Origin of the sequence: Diaminobutyricimonas sp. LJ205 (assembly GCF_009755725.1) — a bacterium.
GTDB lineage: Bacteria > Actinomycetota > Actinomycetes > Actinomycetales > Microbacteriaceae > Ruicaihuangia.
This window is the reverse complement of record NZ_CP046619.1, coordinates 936,879-959,551: the sequence shown is the minus strand read 5'-3', so window position 1 is coordinate 959,551 and position 22,673 is coordinate 936,879. Positions and strand designations below refer to the sequence as shown.

16 protein-coding genes and 1 pseudogene are annotated in these 22,673 nt (G+C 63.0%); 9 read left to right on the top strand and 8 right to left on the bottom strand.

What is annotated here, in order from left to right:
• Positions 1–55: 55 nt before the first annotated feature.
• A complete protein-coding gene (locus tag GO591_RS04535) occupies positions 56–1,150 on the bottom strand; it encodes a type I restriction endonuclease (protein ID WP_157155718.1) in 1,095 nt (364 codons plus the stop codon).
• Between the two features lie 165 nt (positions 1,151–1,315).
• On the opposite strand from GO591_RS04535, the gene GO591_RS04530 reads away from it, so the two are divergent.
• Together GO591_RS04530 and GO591_RS04525 are read left to right on the top strand one after the other, a co-directional pair.
• Positions 1,316–3,403, top strand: a complete 2,088-nt coding sequence (locus tag GO591_RS04530; RefSeq protein ID WP_157155717.1) for a nuclease-related domain-containing DEAD/DEAH box helicase — start codon at positions 1,316–1,318, stop codon at positions 3,401–3,403.
• A gap of 182 nt (positions 3,404–3,585) precedes the next feature.
• Positions 3,586–4,212 (top strand): hypothetical protein, encoded by a 627-nt coding sequence (locus GO591_RS04525; protein ID WP_157155716.1) that lies wholly within the window; start codon positions 3,586–3,588, stop codon positions 4,210–4,212.
• Between the two features lie 16 nt (positions 4,213–4,228).
• Here the strand turns inward: GO591_RS04525 and GO591_RS15890 are convergent.
• From GO591_RS15890 to GO591_RS04500, 6 genes and pseudogenes are all read right to left on the bottom strand, one after another.
• Positions 4,229–4,345 (bottom strand): annotated as a pseudogene (locus GO591_RS15890) (IS630 family transposase); the annotation flags it as partial.
• 320 nt (positions 4,346–4,665) lie between these two features.
• Positions 4,666–5,376, bottom strand: coding sequence for a hypothetical protein (locus GO591_RS04520; RefSeq protein WP_157155715.1), 711 nt, complete (start codon positions 5,374–5,376; stop codon positions 4,666–4,668).
• 207 nt (positions 5,377–5,583) lie between these two features.
• A complete protein-coding gene (locus tag GO591_RS04515) occupies positions 5,584–6,261 on the bottom strand; it encodes a GTPase domain-containing protein (RefSeq protein ID WP_157155714.1) in 678 nt (225 codons plus the stop codon).
• Between the two features lie 147 nt (positions 6,262–6,408).
• Positions 6,409–7,344, bottom strand: a complete 936-nt coding sequence (locus tag GO591_RS16070; RefSeq protein ID WP_198295560.1) for a 5' nucleotidase, NT5C type — start codon at positions 7,342–7,344, stop codon at positions 6,409–6,411.
• 10 nt (positions 7,345–7,354) lie between these two features.
• The gene (locus GO591_RS04505; protein ID WP_157155713.1) at positions 7,355–8,077 is read right to left on the bottom strand and encodes a TY-Chap2 family putative peptide chaperone; all 723 of its coding nucleotides are present in this window, start codon (positions 8,075–8,077) and stop codon (positions 7,355–7,357) included.
• Between the two features lie 13 nt (positions 8,078–8,090).
• Entirely contained in the window at positions 8,091–8,936 is an 846-nt protein-coding gene (locus tag GO591_RS04500) for an ARPP-1 family domain-containing protein (protein WP_157155712.1), read from the bottom strand.
• Between the two features lie 66 nt (positions 8,937–9,002).
• On the opposite strand from GO591_RS04500, the gene GO591_RS04495 reads away from it, so the two are divergent.
• Positions 9,003–9,635, top strand: a complete 633-nt coding sequence (locus GO591_RS04495; protein ID WP_157155711.1) for an NrtR DNA-binding winged helix domain-containing protein — start codon at positions 9,003–9,005, stop codon at positions 9,633–9,635.
• 44 nt (positions 9,636–9,679) lie between these two features.
• Here the strand turns inward: GO591_RS04495 and GO591_RS04490 are convergent, their stop codons facing one another.
• Entirely contained in the window at positions 9,680–11,113 is a 1,434-nt protein-coding gene (locus GO591_RS04490) for an ADP-ribosylglycohydrolase family protein (RefSeq protein WP_157155710.1), read from the bottom strand.
• A 138-nt stretch (positions 11,114–11,251) separates the two neighbouring features.
• On the opposite strand from GO591_RS04490, the gene GO591_RS04485 reads away from it, so the two are divergent.
• From GO591_RS04485 to GO591_RS04460, 6 genes are all read left to right on the top strand, one after another.
• Positions 11,252–12,154, top strand: a complete 903-nt coding sequence (locus GO591_RS04485) for a M48 family metalloprotease (protein WP_157155709.1) — start codon at positions 11,252–11,254, stop codon at positions 12,152–12,154.
• Between the two features lie 134 nt (positions 12,155–12,288).
• On the top strand, positions 12,289–12,924 hold the full coding sequence (locus GO591_RS04480; protein WP_157155708.1) for a vWA domain-containing protein: 636 nt from the start codon (positions 12,289–12,291) through the stop codon (positions 12,922–12,924).
• 277 nt (positions 12,925–13,201) lie between these two features.
• Positions 13,202–13,573: a hypothetical protein gene (locus GO591_RS04475; protein ID WP_157155707.1), complete on the top strand. Its 372-nt coding sequence runs from the start codon at positions 13,202–13,204 to the stop codon at positions 13,571–13,573.
• 47 nt (positions 13,574–13,620) lie between these two features.
• Positions 13,621–16,305, top strand: a complete 2,685-nt coding sequence (locus tag GO591_RS04470; protein WP_157155706.1) for a VWA domain-containing protein — start codon at positions 13,621–13,623, stop codon at positions 16,303–16,305.
• Between the two features lie 30 nt (positions 16,306–16,335).
• Positions 16,336–19,656 (top strand): tubulin-like doman-containing protein, encoded by a 3,321-nt coding sequence (locus GO591_RS04465; protein WP_157155705.1) that lies wholly within the window; start codon positions 16,336–16,338, stop codon positions 19,654–19,656.
• A complete protein-coding gene (locus GO591_RS04460; protein ID WP_157155704.1) occupies positions 19,653–22,571 on the top strand; it encodes a hypothetical protein in 2,919 nt (972 codons plus the stop codon). Before GO591_RS04465 ends, GO591_RS04460 begins: the two co-directional genes overlap by 4 nt.
• Positions 22,572–22,673 lie beyond the last annotated feature (102 nt).

Below are 22,673 nucleotides of genomic sequence, written 5' to 3'. Positions count from 1 at the left end.
TCAATGAAGTGCCGGCGGACCGCCGCTGCTGATTATCGAGCGACAATCCCCTGGGCTACGCGTGCCGCGCAACCGCCTCGCGGATGGCGGGCGCGTGCAGGTAGATCTCGTCCAGTGAGCCGATCTGGTGACGAGTCTCGTTCTTGTTCTCGTCGAACACGCCGAGGTACTTGACGGACTTGCTGTTGAAGTGAAGTCGCGCGATCGGCTTCCGGTTGTTGTCGTCGAGCAGCACTGCAAAGTACGACTTCGCGTCGCGGTGAGTCACCCGCTGCGGCTTCACGTCGCTGCAGGCGATGGCCTTGACGATCTGGTAGCCCTCGAGCTCCTCGAGCGTCGTTTCGATCTCGGTGTCCCGATCGAGGTCGTTTTCCGCAACGGGCTGGCTGGCGACCGCGTCCACGTCTGCGTCAGCCGCAGCGCCGGGGAAGTTCGATCCACCCAGTGCAGCTTTCAGACGGTCGTTCACCTGGTCGTTCAGGAACTGCTTCGTCGCCTTGGAGACGAGCCCCCGGAACTGCTCACGCACCTTCTGAGTGAACGCGCCCTCGTAAACACGAGTGGTGAAGAAACGAATCCACTCATCATCAGGCTCGCGGAACTGGCTGGCGATGGTGCGCTTGAGCTGCCCGATGTACTTGAGTTCCTCAGCCGCATTGACGACGGAATCCAGGTCGAAAATGTCCTTGGTGAGCTTCTTGACTTCGGGAATCAGAGTCTCGTCGACATCGAGCAGATCCAGAACCAGGAACGGCTTCTCGTCCATGCGGTTCGGGGCATCGAGGTCCGTGTAGAAGTGATAGAGCTGGCCATTCGTCAGCACAGCAATGCGAGCGTTCGTGACCGCGAAGTATCGGAAGAGCTGCGATGCGTGCTCGATCTTCAAGGGCTCGGTCGACTTCTTGCATTCGATGAGGATCTGGACCTCACCGTCGCGAATAATCGCGTAGTCGATCTTCTCGCCGCGCTTGGTCCCGACATCCGCAGTGAACTCGGGGACCACCTCCAGCGGATCAAAGACGTCGTAGCCGAGCACCGACGCGATGAACGGCATCACAAATGCGTTCTTCGTCGCTTCCTCGGTCTGGATAGCATCGCGCTGGTTGCGGACCTTCTGTGCAAGCGCGGCGAGCGATTCGGCGAATTCCACCCTTTACCCCCAAGTCGTGTCACCGTCAACCGTAAAGGCATCCACCGATAAAACCGAGAGCGCCACGGATGAACGCCCGAGATCCCTCGCCCGAAAGCGGTGGCAGCACGCAAGTTCGCGGCTCTGCCACACTGTTCCTGAACCACACTCACCGGGGGGATGAGCATGTCGGCAGGAGAATCAGCGCGGCTCGAGGCTGAGCGGCAGCTTGCACTGGCAGCAGCGCACGAACGCGAGGCAATCGCATCACGCTCGAAGGCAGGCAACTACATGGCGGCTGCCGAATCCGAGAAGCGCATCGCACGATTGCTCGCCCCGCTCACCGCGCATGGACACTTCCTCTTGCCCGACCGGCAATGGCCGGGCAGCCGGCGAGCGCAGGTCGATCTAATCGTGGTCGGCCCAAGCGGCGTCTTCATCGTCGACACCAAGTGGTGGAAGGACATCATCGTCGCCGGCGGCCGTGTGTTCCGCGATCAGGAAGATGTCACCGACGAGTTCGAAGGGCTTGCAGACCTGGCTTACGGCACAGAGGCAGCACTCGCCACAGTCGGTCTCGCGCCAGGCGAGGTCAAGTCAGTCGTCGTGCTCGCGGGCCGAAAGGGCATCCAGGAGTCCGTCGGCTCGGTGGATGTCGTAGGTGAAGGAGACATCGTCCGTTACATCGTGCGGCGCGGACATCGGATGACGGAATCCCAGGTGGACGCGGTGCTCGGCGTTGCTTTGCAACACTTCCCTGTCGTCGGCGCTCCGGCGCCCGTGGTCGCCGTCGTCCGCGAACCGGTGCTCGAGGCGGCAGCGGCTCAGATCGATGTCGACTCTCTGATGACCGAGCAGGAGGTCAACGACGTCCTGCTCGAGGGACTGCTCGCCGAACCGATCGAAGAGTGGATGGCCTTCCTCCACCCCGATCAGGCGAAACTCGTGCGACGCAGCTTCAACGGACCCGCCCGCATCCGCGGCGCAGCGGGCACCGGTAAGACCGTCGTCGGCCTCCATCGAGCCGCATACCTCGCCCGCGCGAAGCCTGAGGGCAAGATCCTGTTCACCACCTTCATCCGAACCCTGCCCGACGTAATGCGCAATTCGCTCGAGCGCATGGCACCGGAAGTCGTCGACCGCGTCGAGTTCCGCGGAGTGTACGAGTTCGCCGGCTCATTGCTCAGCGAGCGCGGCATCAGCTCGAAGCTGGACAGCCGACGAGTGAAGACCGCCTGGTGGGACGCGTGGCGAGCCGCATCCGCTCCCCTGAAGGAAATCGACTCGAAGCCCGACTACTGGAAAGAAGAGATTGACTACGTCATAAAGGGACGTGGCCTCACCCAGTTCGAGCAGTACGCCGACAGTGCCCGCATTGGACGCAAGCGGCGACTGACCATCGACCAGCGTCGGTCGGTGTGGGCGCTCTACCGCGAGTACGAGCAGCAGCTCGAGAAGCAGGGCGTGCACGACTTCGCGGACCGGATCCTGGCGACCGAGCGCACGCTGCGGGAGCAGCCGCTCGAGGGTTACTCCGCCGTGATCGTCGACGAGGCCCAGGACTTGTCGTGCGCGATGGTGCGGATGCTGTGGTCGCTCGTCGGAGATGAACCCGACGCGTTCACACTGATCGGTGACGGCCAGCAGACCATCTACCCCGGCGGGTACACGCTCGCCGAGGCAGGCATCTCGTTGGCGGGTCGCGGCGTGGTGCTTGATATCAACTACCGGAACACGGCCGAGATCCTTCAGGCGGCCGCACGCATCGTGGACGGTGACGAGTTCACCGACATCGAGGGCGCCGACCAGCTGGGTGACGGCACGCAGCGGGTGTCGCGGCACGGCACTCCCCCGGTGTTCGCGAAGTTCACGACGGACGCCGAGCACGACGAAGCTCTGGTCGCGCACATCAAAGCGGTCACCCGCGAAATCGGCACCGGGATTGCGGATGTCGCAATCCTGTGTCGCACGAATGCCGGCGCCGCGGCCGCGATGCGCACCCTGACGGCGGCGGGCCTACCAACCGTGCAGCTGACCGACTACGACGGCGTTCCTGTCGACGCGGTGAAGGTCGGCACGATCAAGCGGGCAAAGGGCCTCGAGTTCAAGCAGGTGCTGTTGCCGCGCGTGGATGAGTCGCTTCTGACCCCGTCCGCGGTTCGGGACCCGGACGGATCAGAGTCGCTGCTCGAACGGCACGAACGTGACCGCCGAGAGCTGTACGTGGGGATGACCCGAGCGCGCGATGGCGTTTGGGTGGGGACCTGCAGCTGAGTGCGACTAACGGCCCTCGGGTCCAATCAGATCAACTGCAAACGAATTAGTAACACGCGACACTAGTTCCTGGCTACGTATATGGTTCGAGGGGACTTGACGCTGCGATCTGTTGCGGCCGTTCCACACCGCGGAATTCCGAGGGCGTTTCGACGACGAACAGAACTGGAGACTGAATCGTCATGACCTTCTTCAAAGCAAGGGTTCTGCTTTGGCCACTCCTGCTGGTCATCCTGCTGGTTGTCGTGGGAACGGGCGCATCCTTCACGTTCGGTGGACTCAACGCCCTCGCTCTCGGTTCACTGTTCACCAGTAGCTCGGACGAACGAGATTCGCAGGTGATTCAGTCCGTCAAACGCCAGCAAGAGGTCGCCTTGCTCAGCCTTCACATCGAGGGTGTCGCGAGGCACGAAGACAATGGAAAGATTTTCGGGGTCGCGGTACCTGCGAGCGAGAAAACGACGCTGATCCAGTACAGGTTCGACGCAAAACTAGGCATCGATGGGTCACAGGTGACGATCGAGCCCACCGGACCAAGGTCGTTCCGGGTGACCATCCCTGAATTCATCGGCATCGGCTTCGACGATCCCGTTTTCGAGGACCCCATCGAGAGCAACAACGCGCTCAGCTGGCTGGCACCGCCAGCGGTTCAAACTCAAATGGTCAACAACATCCTCAGCAACGAGAACAAGCAGAAATACATCTCCCAAAACGAAGCGGCGCTAAAGGAGCAGGCCCAAGTGTTCTACTCCGGAATCATCGCAAGCGTCGATCCCGAGATCACCATCGAGTTTGAGTTCGCAGCGTAGATGCCTACAGACGTCACTTCTCCTCGACACTGACCACGACCACGTTCTCCGGCGGGGACATGTAGAGCCCGACGACATCGCGCAGCTTCGCTTCCAGCTCGGGGTCGGTGGAGAACTTGAACTCATCGAGCCGGTGCGGCTGGATGTTCCACTTCCGCCGCTCGCCTGCCTACCGTGCTGCTGACTGCCCACGCCGGTGTGCCTGTCGACGCAGTGAAGGTCGGCACAATCAAGCGCGCGAAGGGGCTCGAATTCAAGCAGGTGTTGTTGCCACGGGTGGATGAGTCGTTGCTGACGCCGTCCGCGGTGAGAGATCCGGATGGGTCGGACTCCCACTCGAACGGCACGAGCGCGATCGGCGGGAGCTGTACGTGGGGACGACTCAGGCGCGGGATGGAGTGTGGGCTGGGAGCGTGAGCGCTTCTTAGTCAGTGGGGTGGAGCAACCGGAATTTTAGAACTTGATCTCGGTAGTGATTTCGACACTGCTGATCGACTTGGCCGCTTTCGAGAACGATGCCCCGATTTCGACCGCCTTCACCGCACCCGAGTTCGCGATCTTCAGAGCGCTTTGGAGGTTGGCATCCGACTCCCGAGTGCCGCTGAGAGTCATCCGATAATCGCTGATCAGGTTCGTCCCTGTGCGCATTTCGACGAGAGCCTTCAATTGCTGGTCGTTGGAGAGGTTACGCCTGCGAAGGTGCTCCAATGCCTCCTCCGGTGCCGGGTCTGAACCCGGAAACTTCATCTGGCCCTCAAGCCGATCTTCGAGATTCTTGATCACCTCCTTGCTCGCCTCGGCCTCGCCTCCACCCGGCGAAACCCTCGCTTTGAGGGAACCAGCCCAATTGGCGCTGACGCGCTCGACCCTCGCCTGCACAAATCGAACCTGGCGCGCCCCGAGGAGTCTCGCCACATTCGCAAAGTGGTGGTATTTGGCGGCAGCGAAAGTCTCGATTGCCTGCTCGGCAAACTCGTAACTCTCGGTTTCGTAGGGGTTCTTGATCAGAAGCGCCCCTGATACGAGTTGTCCAGTCGCAAGCAGTACCTGACGAATCGAAGCGACCTGCAGCTCGTTACCCTCTGCCTTGCTGGAGAACGGGATCACCATGGCGTCGAGGTCCTCGAGCAGCTCTACAGAGTCTGGATCCTGCGTGATCTTCATGTATAGCCGATCATCGGCAACGAGGACAGACCTTGGGCGCACGGCACCCGTCTCAGAAACCACCAAGATTTCTCCTTTTAGCGTGGCCATGCACCGGCCGCGTGGGGCAGTGCGGTGAAGTCGGGAGTTGCAGAAAGCTCAAGGACGCTGCCGCCCCGCGACGCGTAGCAGACCCAGCTTCGTCGGGAGTTTGCGTACAGGCAACGATCACGCGAGACGACTCCTGAGGCTCTCAACCAACCTGTCGGCTTCCGTGTGGGTGACGAGGCTACCGACGACGACGCCGGCATTCTCGAGTTTGACTCTCCCGAACTTGATCGGGCGCGCCGCGCCGACAGCATTGGCGAATTGGGTGGGGTGTCGCTCGTACGAGGGATGCCAGTCCGCGCAAGTCCCGATCAGAATAGTTTTGGGAACCTTGGTGTTTCCGTCGTCGATCCAGACCTTGAACATGTCGAGATGGCTCTCGACGAGGCGGATCTCATCAGGATCACCTTGCGCGATCAAATCGGAGCGGAACAGATACCAGAGGTAGTCGGCACCAGAAAGCGCCTCCTTCCAATCCCCAAACCCGAGACCATCGTTTCCTGGTAGATCCTTCGCAACATTGAAATTGACGACCTTCCCACCAATTTCCATCGAAAACTCTCCTCCGACCACGGGACTACCTGTGGACGAAATTGTCTCCGGAACGCTGCCTTCGCGAAGTAGGTGCAGCAGCGTCGACTTTCCCACCTGCTGCCGCCCCAGGATGGCGACGCGCTTGCCATCACGCTTTCTCGCCGGCTTAGGGACCCCACGCTTCCCCGCAAGCTTGGGGATCACGGTCGCGAGCGCACCACTCAGGATGACGCCGACCACGACCGGGACGAGCGGAAGCGGCATGCGAATACCCCTCCCCCTAGCTCGCTCCCGCGAGTACGTACTCCATGTCCGATAAACCACCCCTCGCGGCTGGCAGTGACTGCGTCCGCCGCGAACATTCCCAGCGTAGTGGTGCCTGCGGCGCGGATTGCGCCAGGGTCTCGCCTGCTACTCGGCATCTTCCTGCTGTCCGAACTCTGCCCGGATCCCATCCATAGTCGCGCCCAGCAACCGGACCGACTCCTCGTACCTTGCGGTCAGTCGCGCCCGAGTCTCAGGATCGAGCCGAGCCATCCGCCGCGGCGCCGTGTTGTGCGAGATGTCCGCCTGCTTCACCACGAGCGCGATCGGGTTCACGCGCACGCGGGCCATGGACTCAGCAAGCGGTTCACCCGAGCGCTTCGTGATCGCATCGACCGCAGCAAGGATCTCCGAGCCGAACCCCTGCGCACGCAGCGCGTCAAGGGTGACATCCGTGTCCTCGACCACGTCGTGCAAGATCGCCACGATTTTCGCCTCCGGCGATGACACGCGAGTCATCACCGCGAACGGATGAAGAATGTACGGCTCGCCGAGCTTGTCGGTCTGCCCGGCGTGAGCCGCGCGTGCCAGCGTGATCGCGGCGTGGAGAGCCGGGGCATCCGCTCGCTGCGACAGGTAATCGAGCACGCTCTGCCAAGTCGGAAAAGCGGCATGCTCGCCAAAGGCGAGCCACTCGCCGTCAAACCCCGCGGCGCCATTGTGCGGCCGGTCATCGATCAGGATGTCGCCCCGATTCAAGTTCTTGTGGTGCGAGAGGATGAGCCGCTTGTACGCCGGGGTTCCCCTCTCTGCTCCGAGATGTTCGCGCACCCACTCCACTTTGTGCTGCCATGCGCTCGGGTTGTCCCATGGCGAGGTGGAGAGGATGTAGGTGTCGAACAGTTCCGATAGTGCCCCGTACGCCTCGATGGCGCCGGGAACCGGATCCATCAGCGAGAAGATGCCCGGCGCGTCGTCGTAAGCGTCACGGTACCGCTCGGTCGCATGCTTCGGCAGCCGACCGATGCCCGAGGGAAAGTCGACAAGCGTGTTGTCGAGGTCGATGTACAGGATCTTCTTCACGTCGGGTTCCTCACGGGTAGTAGGCGCCGACGACCCGCATGGTCGTCAGAGTCACGTTGCGGTTGATGGATTCGTAGAGCGGCAGGAGTTCGGTCTCCGCGAAGTAGGTGTGCGCCACTCCCGCGGTGTCGAGGATCACGACCGGTTCGAGGTCGCGGAGCAGCACCCAGAACGGCTGGAAGAAATACACCGGTCGCCCGGCAGCCAGGTCAGACGTGACCGCGTCGATGTATCCGCTGACCGCCGCGTCGACACTCTCGAAGGCTTCCAGATACGGGCTGTCGGGTTCGCCGTCGAACCGCATCGGCGCGGGCACGGCATGCCAGTCATGCCGATCGTTGGCCGCCGTGGCCAGAGCGCTCGCAATGAGCTGGTAAGTCAGCGCACGTCCACTGGTCTCGGGCATCGCTCTCGGCACTCCAAGACCGGTTGCTCGCTCGATGCGCTCGACGATCTCGTGCGGGTTCGCTGCCGCCATCATTTCGATCCAGCTGATTCGCTGTACGACGCCGTCGACGAGATACTTGCAGCCGCCGTCGAGCTCCCACTGGATGCTCATGCTGTCCTGCTCGTCGTGCAAGACCAGCAGACGGCTGTTCTCGACTTCGACACCGCCGATCATGAGATGCGGATGCCGCCGGGCCAACTCACTCGCCAACCACCACATCTGCGCGCTGAGGAACCGGTCGGCGGGCGGATAGTACGGCTCGAGTCCATCGTCGTCGTCTGGCATTGCCCACCCCTTCTTATGCCCCGACCAGCAGCGGGTGCTCATCATCGAACGCCGCCAGGTGGATCAGCCGAGTTCCGTCGCCGATGCCGGTGGCACGGACGCTCCCCCGGTGCGAGCGTATCGATCGGACGATCCCGGCGTCCTCACCGTGTTCGAGGGTCATCCCGCCGAGGTGTCGCACGAAGGCTCGCGCCTGCGCGGCTCCGGTTCGAATCAGTGGCGCGAGGTGAGCGTCAAGGGCCGCGGCATCCAGCAGCCCCTGCCAGCGGGCTCCGAGACCAGCCGAGCTTCCGAAGATCTCGGCTCCCACAATCCGGCCGCCGATTCCGATGATCACGCCGCGCTGCCCCTCGAGTCGACTGATCTGGACCGAACCGTTCCTGTCGAGGTGATCGAGCATCGACGAGCTCGGAGTGGCGCCGAGTTCGCGGTCGTAGCGGCTGATGCGCTGCCACACCGCAGACTGCGAGCCGCCGGCGAGGTTGCCGTGGCGCACGCTGGGAGCGCTGCGGCGTCCCTGAGCGGTGTGGTCCCCGGCACCGTGCCAGCGGCCGGCCTCGACGCAGAACGCGTCGACCACTCGGGCTTCGAACGGTTCGAGCACCATGCTTCTGGCGAGCATCCGGTCCTGCCAGCCGCCGCGCAGCAGGTCTCCCTCGAGCGCGACCACCGGGCGGGGCACGGTGTTCTGAACGACGAGCTCGCCGACGACCGGCGAGCCCTCGCGCTCGGCGACACGGATGCTGCCGGCTTTCCAGTCCAGTCCGGTGATCTTGGGGGCATCCACCCACACCGGGAAAACAGTCAGGGCGCCGACCTGGGTACCGGTGCCAACGTGCAGCCGTGGAATCTGGTTCATGGGCTCCTCCTAATTTGCGCATTTTCGCTCTATTAGAGATTAGCGCATACATGCGACAATTGGCGAGTGACGTACAAAGACAGCCACGACAAGACACTCACCGACTACCCGCGCCCATCGGTCGCGGTCGACACCGCGGTATTGACGGTGCGTGACGGTGAGCTCTCGGTTGCCGTCATTGAGGCTGGCAAGCCGCACAGCGCGAAGCGACGCCTGCCCGGCACTTTCGTGCACGAGGGCGAGACCCTGGCCGACGCCGTGCGTCGGTCACTCAAGGACAAGGTGGGCCTCGAAGGTCTCTCCCCCACCCAGCTGCACGTCTTCGACGCGCCCGGCCGTGACAATCGCGGCTGGGTGATGTCCGTGGTGCACGCCGTCGTGGTGCCGGATGTCGCGCTTCGAGATGTCACGGTGATTCCGGTGACGGATGCCACGGGCCTCGCGTTCGACCACGACGACATCGTCAAACTCGCGGTCGCCCGCCTACGCGCCGACTATTCGAAACAACCCGACCCTGAGGGCCTGCTCGGCGAGGAATTCACGCTCCTCGAGCTGGAGCGCCTGCACCGCGCGATCGACCCGGACGGAACGCCGAAGCGCGACGCGTTCCGCCGCAAGATGGAACCGCTGCTCGTGGAGACCGGCGAGTTCGAGCGCGGCACGGTCGGGAAGCCTGCGCGGCTGTTCCGGCGCGGGTAGCGCCGGTTCGCCGCCGGCGGTGCAAACCACGCCGCCGCCCTGCGTCACAGCTCGCGCAGGAACTCGCGAAACGCCGGGTTCGGCCAAGCCGCCGGCAACGCTGCGCTCACTTCGGCGAGCGCCTGCCCCGCCGGAACACCCTTATGCCGAGCGGCATACAGCGCCGCAACCGTAGGCGTGCGACTCTGCGCCTGCACGCAGTGCAGCAGCACCGTTCGGCCCTCGGTTCGGAGCGCAGCGATCGCGTCCGCAGCATCCGTCAACACGAAGTCCAGGTTTGGATTGTGGTGCGGCTCCGCCTTGTCGATCAGCCACACCTCGACATGGTGCTCGATCCGCGACGAAACCTGCGCCGTGCCCACCCGGCAAAGCGACACGACCGCGTCCACCTCATCGGGCAGCGCGTCGAGTGAGCCGACCGCGCCGAGCCAGACGCCCTCGTCGTGCGGGTGCCGCACCAGGGTCGCGATGTCGCCATACCCCGCGTAGTCGATGCGTTCAGTCGCAGCACCGCCGACCGCTTGCAGGCTCAACCGCATCAGGTCCCGCGCGCGCAGACCGGGCCAGCCGTGCACGATCCGCTTCCACGCAGACGGAACCGCGGACGCCCCGTACCGGGCGCCGATCAGGCCGCCGGCGATCGCGGCCACCGTGTCGGTGTCCTTGCCGCCGCGCACGGCGGCTTCGAGGCCGCGGCGCAGGTGGGTCGCGGTGCCATCCTGAGTCGTGGTTGCGATCGCCGACCAGGCACCCTGGAGCGCCTCGACGACCCAGGGGTTTCGCTGGAAGTCGGCAGGAACCTTCTGCTCGGCCTCGGCGAGCAGCGTCGCCCAGCGACCGCGCCGGCCCGCCGGCAGGGCATCGAGACCCGCCCGCACGTTGAGTTCACCGGCGAGAATCGCGTGACGGATGGCGAGGGTCCAGAGCACGCAGGCGTCGCCGGCATCCGTCTCGAAGTGAGTGAGATCACTGATGGCACGCGCTGCGTCGGCGAGCGCCGCCGGATCGTCGAGGTAGGCGAGGACGACCGGCGCGGTGCGCATGAGCGAGCCGTTGCCAGCGGAACGTCCGGTGGCGTCGTGAACGCGTTTCGCGGCAACCCGGGCCGCGGCAGCGCTGGGCTCGAGACCGCTCAGCACCGCGCGGGTCTGGCTGCCGACATCCGGCGCGGTGCGCGCCCAATCGATCCAGGCGGCGACTACCTCGTCCTGCACGCTTTCGTCGCGCAGGTCCTTGGCGTCCGCGACCGCCTGCAGCAGCGGGATCGCCATCGAGGTGTCGTCGGTCCACTCGCCGGGCGCCCAGCCGAATCCGCCGCCGCCCTTCATCGGGATGGCGTCCAGCCCCTCGAGCATGCGGGCAACGGATGCCGCGGAGTTGAACTCGTATGGGGCGCCGAGCGCGTCACCGCAGGCGGTGGCCAGCATGACGCCGGCGGCGCGGTCGAGCTGGGCGGAGGTGAGTTCGGTAGTGGCCATGTGGACTCCTCGATAGTTAGATCGATCGTGCTCTAATTACTAGAGTGGACGCAACCACCGACATTCTGCGGCGCTTTCAGATGGTGTCCCGTGATCAGGGGCTGGTTGGGCGACACTCGCACCGCTACCGTGAGCCGGATGTATCGGCAGATCGCGCGCAATAAGAGGTGGAGTGTCACCCTCATTGTTTTCTTCGCGCTCGTGATTACGGGCATCGGCGCGTGGCTCTCGATCAGTTCAGCCTCAGTGTGGCCGCTCGTCGTACTGCTCGCATTCTGTGGGGTTTACGTGTGGTGGCAATTGCGCTCGGCGACCAAGCACGCAGCGCGGTCTGCCGGCTGCGTCGAAGTGGGGCCGAGCGAGGAACCGCGCCTGCACCGAGTCGTCGACACGCTCGCGATCCGCGCAGGCATCCCGAAGCCGATCGTGTGCGTGATCGAGGATGACGCAGCCAATGCCTTCGCCGCGGCGATGCGTCCGGATGACGCGGTCGTCGGCGTGACTCGAGGGACGTTACGCCTACTCGACGACACAGAGCTCGAGGGTGTGATCGCGCACGAGGTGGCACACATCGTGAACTACGACAGCCGAGTCAAGATCACCACATTTGCGCTGGTCGGCTCCGTGGCCGCCATCGCCGCCGCACTCGCGTTCATCGGTTGGGCGCTAATCGGAACCCGAGCCAAGGGCGGGGCAGCGATGGTCGCGCTCACCCTCGGGATCGGATCGTTGTGCTTGGCCGCGATTTTCGGCACCGCAGCGTTTCTGCTGGGACCCCTGATCAGCTCAGGGGTGTCACGCCAGCGGGAGTACCTTGCGGACGCGTCCGCGGCCGAATTGACGCGGCATCCCGACGGTCTCTCTAGGGCTTTGCGGAAGATTGAGGCCCAGGGCAGCCAGCTTGCACGGCCAGTTGCGGCAACGAGTCAGTTCTTCTTCGCCAACCCCCTGCGTCGGGGGTGGCTGTCGGCCCTGCTGGACTCCCACCCGTCAACGGCAAAACGAGTGGAGCGACTCACGTTCATGGAGGCGAACTTTTAGGTTCGGCCCTCTTATCCCTCGAGTGTCAGTGGTTCCCCTCACACTGAATCTTGCTCGCGTGATTTCCTTTCAGGACCCGCACGAGCAGCGCTGTGCGGCCGGCATGGCGTCGCCTCTACCCGAAGGAGCTCGTCATGACCGACCCGAACTACACCGCCCTGCTGCTCGTCGTTGACCGCAGCGGTTCCATGCACTCGATTCGCGACGAGATGGTCGAGGCGCTCACCACCCTTGTCACCGAGCAGGCGGCCGCGCCCGGACTACTCACCGTCGACCTCGTGCAGTTCGACAATCAGATCGACCACGTGTTTTCCCTCGCCGACCCCACCTCCGTGCGCATCGAGCTTGAACCGCGCGGCGGCACCGCACTGTTCGACGCACTCGGCATCGCCATTACCGAGTTCGGTCGCACGCTCGCCGGGATGCCGGAACACGCTCGACCTTCGACCGTGCAGGTCGTCGTGGTCACTGACGGCGAAGAGAACTCCAGCCAGGAGTACTCGCTGGATCTCGTGCGTACGCTCGTCGTCGAGCAATCCGAGAAGTACGGCTGGGACTTCGTCTTCCTCGGCGCCAATCAGGACGCGGTCATGACTGGTCGGGCGCTCGGCATCGACGCCGACAGCGCACTGACGTTCGAGGCAGCACCTGACCAGATCGCGTACTCGGCGCACGCCGTGAGTCGTTACATGACTGACCTGCGTACGACCGGGTTGAGAACCGGCTTCACCCAGACGGAGCGGCAGCAAGCCGCGGAGGACGAGTCCTAGAAGTTGGCTCGCGCGGCTTCGCGCCACACCGCACTGCTAGGGGTGCGTTCAGTTCGCTCGCGGTCCGATAAGAACCCCAATCAGAGTAGAGGAAATGTCGGTGGTCCAGCATGCTTACTCATACATCCGTAGTCCGAACCCGAAAGAGGACACCAATGATGCTCGGTTGCGCAATGAGGCGTTTCCGTTTTCCCACCGGGAGTCGTAGGCTCCCATTCAGCCGGGTTGTCGGGGCGGGCAACCAGGGGTATGGGGTGTTGAGCGACTCACTCCCTCAGTGTCGAGCGAATTGAGGCAATCAATGGGGGGGATTACCCACGGCGCCAATGCCGCGCGCATCCGGACACCGTGGTGGCCGCTCGCAGCGACCATCGCGGCAGGATCAGTGTCTGTAGGTCTGGCTGCGGTGAACGCATTCGGCCTGGAGCCAGATTCGATCGCACTGCTCTTGGCTGGATACCTGCTCGGGGCGATCGTCGCGACGGTGTTCGTCTCAATTCATCGCGCATTGCGCAACGCGCACCGCGGCCACCCTCAGTTCCTCCCACAGCCGGGCCTCGATCGTCTTGCCGCCCTTGGCTTGGGTATCGGCATGGCCGCGGGCCTCACCAACGCTGTTCTGCTCGCGCTGGAGCTGTCAAAGCAATGAGAAGCCGCGCCCCTCGGAGGAAAGTTCGCGCCCGTATCGCGTGCGTGATGGCCGTCGTTGCAATGATGGTCGGTTTGGGTGCAACGAGCGCGGCCGCAGCTGAACTCAGCGACACCGGCGCCAGAGCGTTTGCGAACATCGCGGCCTGCGCCGCAACTGGCGATCACCTTCTTGCCGCGATCGTGGTTGATTCCTCCGGCAGCCTTCGTCAGACAGACCCAGCGGATAAGCGTGCGGGCGCGGTGTTGACCGCGCTCGATTCCCTCGCGCAATTGGGTGGGTCCTCCTCGAGCAAACTCGACGTGCAAGCGAGTCTCGCCACATTCGGCTCCTCGTATGACGAGATCGTCGGGTGGGGTGCCGTCAGGGACACACATCTCGATTCACTCAAGAGCGCGGCATCCACAGCGCTGCCTGATCGCGATCGCGACAAGTTCACCGACTACGGAGCAGCCCTACGCGGCGCTCAGAAGGCGCTCGATGAGAAGGCCGCCGCGCTTGATGGAGCAAGCTGCAAAGTCGTCTTCTGGTTCACGGATGGCAAACTCGACGTCGGCCCCGACACTGACGCCTTGCGAGCCGAAATTTGCGCACCCCAAGGGATCGCTGATGGCCTGCGAACCAACGACATCGCCGTGATTGCCCTAGCTCTCTTCACATCGGAGGGCCGCGGAAGCGTGACCGATCAGGATCGCGAGCGACTGAAGTCAATTGCTGAAGGGACTGGGGAGGGCGAATCGTGCGGCACCGCGCCAATCCCCTCTACTTCATCGACTGGCGCTTACCTCCGAGCAGATGATGCCGGCGCGATCCGGCTTCTCTTCGCACAGGCCACCGCCATGCTCAATGGAGCCACTCGCGGACTGAGCGCCACGTGCCCCGACTCGCTGTGCGTTGAGGGCAAGCTTCGGATTCCGGTCGATCCCGGAATCGCAGGGTTTCAAGTAATCATGGAGCGCCTCTCGAGCAACGAAACTCCGTCGCTCACCGCCCCGGACGGGAGCACCGCGACGCTGGATCCCGGCGCGAAGGAAATAAAGGGCGGAAAAGTCATCGTGAATGACCATGACGGACTCATTACCGTCGATGTTAAGGTCCCGAGGGCTACAGAAAGTGGCGAATGGATCCTCGCTGCCGGAGCATCAGCCATGGCCGTAGTGGATGTCTACTACTCGTGGGGTGTGACCCTCGACGTTGAGGCACCGGATGAGCTTCTCGTCGGCCAGGAGGGACTGGTTCGGGTCGTCCCTCGAGACAGCGACGGGCGCGAGATCGACTTCGAGATGTTCGATTCGATCGACCTCGACATCAGCCTCGGCGGGGAAAGCTTGAAGGCGGTCCGTAACGGCAATGCCTGGGACGTGACGGTTCAAGTTCCGAGCGCGAAGGTTCCGCCGACGCTCCGCGTGGACGCAACCGCGCACGCAACAACCGCAGCACACAACATCAAGCTTGGGCCGGTCACGGGGCACACCGAACTCGCGACTCGGCTTCCACCGTCATTTCCGACCGTGCTCCCAAGCAAGCTTCTCCTGCCCGCAATCGAGGGAAGCGGAACGTCGACCGGCGTTCTTACATTCACCGGTGGAACTTCGGGTGTAACCCGTGCCTGCCTCGATAGCGTCACAGTCGGGTCGCCAGCTGGCGCTGGCGACCTTGACGTCCGGGCGTCAGGATCCGAGTGCATAGACGTGCCTGCAAACACCGACGTCCCTTTGGAGATCGTCGTTTCGCCGGAGCATCCAGCGGACGGACGAGTGGAGGGCACGCTCAACGTGCGGCTTGAGGAAATGGATGGCAGCCAAACCATCACGGTCAGCATCCCCTTCGAAACGACGATGACTCGCCCGATCGATAGAGGGGCTTTATGGTATTCGACCCTCCTCCTAGTGCTTGCAGCGCTGGGAGCGGCGTGGGCGACTGCTGACATTTCGCGCCGGGTTGCTGAGCGGTTCGTGCTCGGTCCCGACGCACGAGTGGCGTCCGTGCCCGTTGTCGCGACGGCCACGCGAGTGACGAGGGCCGATGGCCCAATCCTTCTGGATGCTGCTAAGGATTTCCAGCCCATCGGATTCCTCAACAAACGCCGAGTGCCCCGTTTCGCTGCGGCTGGTCTCAACTATCAACGTGCCTTCCCTTGGTTCCCGTTACGACAGGCACAGCCATACGTCGAGACAGACGACGGGATCGTGGTGGTCCCCGGAGGCGACCAGCTGATGATCGGTTTGGATGGCAAGCGAGCACCCGTGCGCCTTCCAGGAACGCTCGGGTTCGTGTTCGTCGCGGAGCCAGCGCCAGCCCCCAATGAGGACGGGTCGGTCCGAGGCAAACTCGTGACCATAATCGACTCTCCCGACGGGGTCTCTTCGGTGCTGGACGAGCGCATCTCTGAGATTGAGAACGCTCCGTGGGAGCGGATTCTCGATGCAGTGAAGGCGGCCAGAGCCGCGAGAGCTGGGGCAACCGCTTCGGTCGTCGTCGCGTCAGAGTCGGCTGAGCGCCAACCCAGTACCGACGGCGTTGTTATCGAGTCACTCCCCTCAATGGACTGGGATGACGACAGTGCGAGGCCACTGCAAACACTGCGCGAGGCCTCCCCCAGAACCGGGAAACGGTTCGCTCGAAAGCCTAAAAAGGCGCCAGATGTTGCCCCGCCCACCCACCCCGTCGTCCGCGAGCTCGATGACCAACCTGACGCACCGCCCTCCCCAACCATCAATTTCTGGGACTAAAGGTCCCGAGTACCCGAAAAGGAATACAGCATGCTTCGTCCCTTCCTCCTTATTGGCGTTGGCGGTTCTGGCGGCAAAACGCTCCGGATTGTTCGAGATAACCTCGTGCGTAGACTCGAACAGGCCGGCTGGGAAGGCGAATTGCCGAAGGCGTGGCAATTTCTTCACATCGACGTGCCGACAGTGGCAGACGGCAACGACCCCGACCTGCCGGGCCAACTCCCCGAGCGTGACTATCAGGGCATGGTCGGCCTTGGACTCGACTACCGCACAATCGACGCCGCGATGGTCCAATCCGGTGGCTCTCACATCGTCGATGCGCTCGGTGGCTGGCGACCCGACCCGAATCGGGTAAACATTCCGGCCAGTAAGGGGGCAGGCCAGTTTCGCGCACTCGGCCGTGTTATTACGGTTGCGGGAGTCGAGCGTGTCCGTGATGCACTCATGAAAGCGCGGCGCGAGCTCACAGGCGCCGAGGTCATTGGCGAGCTGCAGGCCGTCAGCACATTGTTGGGCAGTTCGTCAGGCTCGATCTCGCACGAACCGACAGTGGTGGTTGTCTCCTCAATCGCGGGCGGAACGGGATCCGGCGCGGTCATCGATGTCTGCGACGCGGTTCGAGCCCTAGGTGATAAATGGGCGAATGAGATCGTCGGCATCCTGTACGCCCCGGATGTGTTTGATTACCTGCCCGAGGAAGCGCGGCGGGGAGTTCGGCCCAACTCCCTTGCTGCGATTGCCGAATTACTAAGCGGATACTGGAACGAAGAGGGACCGTCCGAAGGCACTACTCAGCTGTTTGCCAAGTATGGCGTGCAGCTCGGTTCCGCGAGACGTCTTGGCCCGCGATATCCGTTCCTGGTCGGGGCGAGCAACGAGAGCGTCACCTACAAGACCCAGAACGACATCTACCTAGCCATGGGACGTTCGCTCGCGTCTTGGATGTCAAGTGCGACGCTGCAGGACCGGATGGCTGCGTACACCCAGGCACAGTGGGCTGCGACTGCTCAATCCGTTCCCGACAAACTCCCCCTGCACACGCAGGGGACCGAAACGCCGTTCATCGCAATGGGCTCAGCTCGAGTAGGCCTCGGCCGTGATCGCTTCCAGGAGTACGCATCGGAGCATCTGGCGCGTACCGCTGTGGAACGCTTCCTGCGTCAGCACGAAACCCTCCGCGCTCGGGGCGATGAGCGGACCGAGAAGCAGCTGATCATGGAAACCGCCGACGATGTATTTGGCGGGTTCCTCGATGCCTCAGGCCTGGACGAGCGTGGTGAAGACCGCAATCAGATCATCGATGCACTTCGTCCGGACAGCATCAAATCTGACCTCAAGGCCGTGTACACCGAAGTACTAAGCAAGATCCGGGAAACGATTCCTGAGAGGGGGGCGAGAGCCTCTGACGTGCGACGTGGCATTCGGAATCTCGTCAACGACCGCCGCTCGAGCTTTCAAACTGCACAACTTGCGCTGCGGATTGATAAGGGCAAAGCCTGGGTCGAGCATATTCAGAATCATCTCCCCTCTCTTGCTGCGCGCTATGTCGCTCATGCCGGTGCCCCGGTAACGGCTGAACTGCTCCGCAGGCTGGGCACCGAGATCAAGCAAGTCCGTGAGGAGCTTGTTAGCGAGGCTGCGGCTCAGCGGCGCTGGGCAGCGGACGTCGACCAGCAGGTGCGCGGCGCCATCGATGATCAGGACACGGCCGTCATCCTGCGAACGACCGATCGTCTGGAAGAAGCAGTGAAGCGCGCGGTGAATACCTTCCTCCAGGAGCAGGAAGCCGAGATTCGGGAACTGGCCGCCGAGTTCATCGACGACCTCGCAAGCAATGTGATTCATCCACTTCTCGAGGCCATCGAGCACAGCATTGATGCGCTCGCCAACGCGCGCGGGTCGGGTCGGGGAGCACGAAGCTCCAAGATGGATACTTGGCCTGCTGGGGACACGGTGCCGGAACGTCTCAAGCCCGCCCCGAACGAGTTCCTCCTCGAGCCGGCGGACAACTACCACGAGCTCCTCGCGGACCTCGTTCGCCGAACGCTCGATGCGCCGACCGGCACCGAGGGTCGAGCGCTTGCGGAGCGCCAGATTGTACTGGGCACCGATTCGGTTGAGTCCGGGGTTCAGCAGCTCATCGCGAAGGAGCGGAAATGGGCTCCGAAGAATCACCAGGTCAATGTCTCTATCACTGCCACTCCTTCGAAGGCGAGCTTTAAGGTCCTCGCCTCCCCCGAGGACCTGATCCATCGATGCCGGGAATGGCTGCACCGACCGGGCACGCTCGTCGGCAACTACATGGCCGAGGGCCTCCGCGAGTATCTCAACCCGGAAACGATCAGTCCGAGTGAGATCACCACGCGCCTTCAGCGTTTCGAGGGCCAGCTGATCGCTGCACTGAACGCAGGTGCCCCGCTCGCGAATATCAACACGTCGGTGCTAGTGCAAGTGCATGATCGGCATGAGGTCAGCTACTCGACATCGTTCAGTGAGATTCCCTTGCCTGACAACTCACCCGCACGCGAGATTCTGCAGAAGACCCTTCAAGCTCGTGGCCAATGGAGTGAAGAGATCACCAAGGCGTTTAGCGATGCTGGCGGAGCGCATATCGACATCTTCACCGTTCTCAGCGAGCCATACGAGCCCGTGGTTTTCAACAGCCTCATGCGCCCCATCGCTAGCGAATGGGGTGCCCGCAACAAAGCGCCTGATCAGCGTGCTGAGTTCTGGCGCTGGCGTCGCGCGCGTCCGTTGCCTGAGGCTCTACCGTTCTCGCCGGGCGTCCTGGACTCGCTCATTCGCGGATGGTTCGTTTCGAGCCTGCTAAACCAACTGGAAGTCACCGACACCGGCGCCAAAATATTCGTGCCCGCCAACATAGGCGAGGGAGGCGACTACGCGGCATTCCCGTGGCCCACACTGACCGCCGTGAAACCGGGTCCAGACCTCCTTCCCGCACTCCTAGAATCAGTCAGTGTTGCCATGCTTGAAGTGAACTCGACAGAGTCACTGGCACCCATGAGACCCTACGAACGGATGCTCGTTCTCGGTTCGGGTAGCCCAGAGGAAGTTCCGGGGGAGCTTGCCGCGTGGATTCTGGACGGCACAGATGCCAGCGGCCTCGACTCCGGTGCCGATTGGGAAGTCCGTCGTGACGAAGCCGCAAAGAAGCTGGACGACCTCATGACGAACTTCAAGACGTACTTTGCGCGCATCGCACAACGGACGGAGCTGCTCGATTTCCCGGGATCGTACGAACTGCGCAACGAGATCCTTGCCTCCCTCGGGGCGCTACGACGATCGGTTGATTCGGTTCAGCCCGTCTCCGCGGGAAGTGTGTTCTTTTGACCAGGTCCTCCATAACGACGTTTATCGTCGGCGCAGACCCAATCGCCGACGAGGTGCGGTCGTTGGTCGAGTCCTGGACACGTGCCGGAATTCTCGCGCCGTCCCTGTGGGTAACCCCGCGGGATGTCGTCGAGCACATGTCCGGTCCGCCCTCTGTGGACGCCACACTTATTCACGCTGAGGGAACCCGATCCGTCGACCTGTTCGAGTACATTGGCCGGTTCCGACTCGATCGCGTGCGCGTGGCGGCGGCGCACCTGGTGCTCAACAGCGACGCGCCGACCGATACGGATCTCATTAAAGCGGCACGCTCAGTTGCCGAGGCGGTAAAGTCCACACTTCCCCGCCGAGCCGACGATCCACTGGGCAGTTCTGCAAGACTGCACCGGTCGGTCGTGGTGATCCCCTCAAGCGGAGCGACCAGCGCCGACCCAGGGGTTTTCGAACCCCAATGGAACGTGAATGTCGTCATTTCGCCCGAGGACCGCCCAGACCTCGACCGGGCAAGCATTTTTGTTCGCCACCCGGGAAACTTCGCAGGCCACGCCGCAGCATCACTCGCCGCAATCGGAGGAATACTTCGAGGAGTCGACGCAGGGGTATTGGACGACCTTGTCACCGACTCAACCACCCAGGACGGTGACGTTGTCGTGGCGCGAGTCACGGTTCGCTCCGTCATCGGCGAGGACGTTGTGGACGCCATCGGCGCCAAGGTGCTCAACCCTGAACCGACCGCTACGCAGGAAGCCGTACAGCTGCTGTCATGGGCACGTCCGGCTGTCCAGCCTGGGATGATCGTGGCGTCTGCCACTGAACACATCCTGCATGGAGACGGATGGGCATCGAAGATGCCTTCCGCGTCGAACGACTCACCTCGAAAGAGCCACGAGGGATTCAGAGCTGCGTTCACGACTGCGACCGCTTTCAACGTCCGCACTACGTGGGCACTCCTGTCGTGGGCGTTGACGTTTGGACGCAAGCATGCCGAACGTGGTGCGACTCGAGCGTTGACGGGCAGTGGAGCGGGAATTCTGGTCACGCTCGGACCACGCCCAGTCGACGAGCTCGAAAGAGCATCGGCGAGACTGATCGCGCAGGAGCGCGAGGGCATCGATCGCGAGCTGCGGATGCAGTCGACGCGAGCGTCGGCGGCCATGCCTGGCACCTGGGGGCTCCTGCGAAAGATTGCGCTCGGCTTGATCGACGGCGGTGAGTTGGGCGACTTCCCCGAACCGAGACAGGCCGGCAAGCGTGAGGTGGTTCCTCCTGGACACATCGTCGCGCTTCCAGAAACACGCTGGATCGGTCGACAGAAGAACGAAATCCATGCCGACGATCCGATGCAAGTCCAGGAGTACCGCGAGCACGTCAAGACTGAAGTCGCCGTCGCAAAGAGCCACGTGACGGCGGCGAAGGCCAAGCTGGACTTCGCCATGTCTGAGGAAGGCAAGGAGCAAGCCGCCGCGGCCGCCGAAACGAAAGAGGATTCTGCCGGTGACACCAAGATCGGGCGAAAATCCGGATCACGCGGTGCACCTTCGAAAGCTTCACTAGCGAAGATCAGAAAGGCTCAGGCCGAGGTTGCCGCCGCCGAACGGGAGCGAGATGCGTGGCTCAAAGAGTCGGATGCCTACGATGTGTGGTACCACGACATCTCAGAATCGCTCGCATTCCGCCTCGGTGATGACGTCGGTCGACGCATCCACGAGCACGCGAAGACACAGGAGGACGTACTCAAGCAGTTACGGAGCGATGCTCCCCCGGCCGCGGCACTGAAGGCCGCACAAACGAGTCTGCGCCGGCTATGGGCGATCTCACTGCCGGTGTGGCTGGTGCTGGGCGGAATCGTCGCGCTGCTGCGATACGCACCGAGATTGCCCGACGTGCTTGAACCGTTTCGCCTATCGACCGGTCAAATGGCGATCGCTCTTGCCATCTTGTTTGGCCTGCTTCTCATCATCCTGATCCTCGGCAACCATGCCTTTTATCAGGCAGTCCTCCGCTATGAGTGGGATGTCCAGGCCCGAATATCACGACTCCGCAGCAGCAAAGATGCGTATGTCCACTCCGGGCAGGAGAAGGCACGCCTCGAGATGTTGTACCGCGGGTTGCAAGACTGGTCTCGGATCCTGGGCGAGATCGTGCATCGTCCATGGGCCGCCTTCGGGTCGAAGTACGAAGATCTCCCTGAAGAAGTCATTGACGCACTGCCCGCATCAATGGGCGTGGCGCGTCAGCCGACATCGGGTTCAGATATCCCGATCATTGTGCTCGTGGAAGCAGCGTCCCTTGTCTACAAGCCGGGCTGGGCGTCGCGGCAGTTCTACGACGCCTACGATGCGTGGGATGCCGAACGGGTGACCGGCTCGGACGATGGTTACCGCTCGGTGGACCTCGACACGTCGGAGAGTCCCTCCAGCCCGCGAGCCCGCCTCAAGCACTTCTTTGCGTCAGGTGAAGCGCGCCAAATTCTCACCGACCATGCCCATCAGCACCTACGCTCCGCAGTACTCAACGGCGATTTCGAGTTGCCGGAGCGAGTGGTCGGACGCATTGGGCGCTATGGCGATGACGTGAGAGCTTCAGAGCCCTCCTTCTACGAAGTCACAGCCACTGAGAACACTGCGTTTGTAACCGACGTCTTTACCCCGGCCGCTCGACAGAAGCGATTCCACTATGTCGATACCTCGGTCGCATGGATGCCGACTGGAGCGCGGGTCGACAGGATCGAGAGTTCCGTCGAACTGCGGGAGTCTGTCGGGCCGACAGCCGTGCGCGTCGATATTTCCCGGAGACTTCCTGCGATCGAACTGACCCCCTTCGTAGGCAGCGCGGATGCCGCTTCGGCGAATGAGATTCTGGATTCGCCGGCCTTAGTGACGAGTGACGGGATCGACGGTGCCACGTGGTACTGACGGGCGAGTAACCCGCGTCAGTTCGAACGGGGGCGACGACTGGTGGGAAACAAATGAGGCGCCTAGCCAGAACCCGCCGGTTGCCTGGGTGGAGTCAGAAAA

Bases quoted from the DNA above. Each gene is read 5' to 3' on its own strand.
- GO591_RS04530 (WP_157155717.1), top strand. From the start codon at position 1,316: ATGTCGGCAGGAGAATCAGCGCGGCTCGAGGCTGAGCGGCAGCTTGCA.
- GO591_RS04525 (WP_157155716.1), top strand. From the start codon at position 3,586: ATGACCTTCTTCAAAGCAAGGGTTCTGCTTTGGCCACTCCTGCTGGTC.
- GO591_RS04520 (WP_157155715.1), bottom strand. From the start codon at position 5,376: ATGAAGATCACGCAGGATCCAGACTCTGTAGAGCTGCTCGAGGACCTC.
- GO591_RS04515 (WP_157155714.1), bottom strand. From the start codon at position 6,261: ATGCCGCTTCCGCTCGTCCCGGTCGTGGTCGGCGTCATCCTGAGTGGT.
- GO591_RS04505 (WP_157155713.1), bottom strand. From the start codon at position 8,077: ATGCCAGACGACGACGATGGACTCGAGCCGTACTATCCGCCCGCCGAC.
- GO591_RS04500 (WP_157155712.1), bottom strand. From the start codon at position 8,936: ATGAACCAGATTCCACGGCTGCACGTTGGCACCGGTACCCAGGTCGGC.
- GO591_RS04490 (WP_157155710.1), bottom strand. From the start codon at position 11,113: ATGGCCACTACCGAACTCACCTCCGCCCAGCTCGACCGCGCCGCCGGC.
- GO591_RS04485 (WP_157155709.1), top strand. From the start codon at position 11,252: ATGTATCGGCAGATCGCGCGCAATAAGAGGTGGAGTGTCACCCTCATT.
- GO591_RS04480 (WP_157155708.1), top strand. From the start codon at position 12,289: ATGACCGACCCGAACTACACCGCCCTGCTGCTCGTCGTTGACCGCAGC.
- GO591_RS04470 (WP_157155706.1), top strand. From the start codon at position 13,621: ATGGCCGTCGTTGCAATGATGGTCGGTTTGGGTGCAACGAGCGCGGCC.
- GO591_RS04465 (WP_157155705.1), top strand. From the start codon at position 16,336: ATGCTTCGTCCCTTCCTCCTTATTGGCGTTGGCGGTTCTGGCGGCAAA.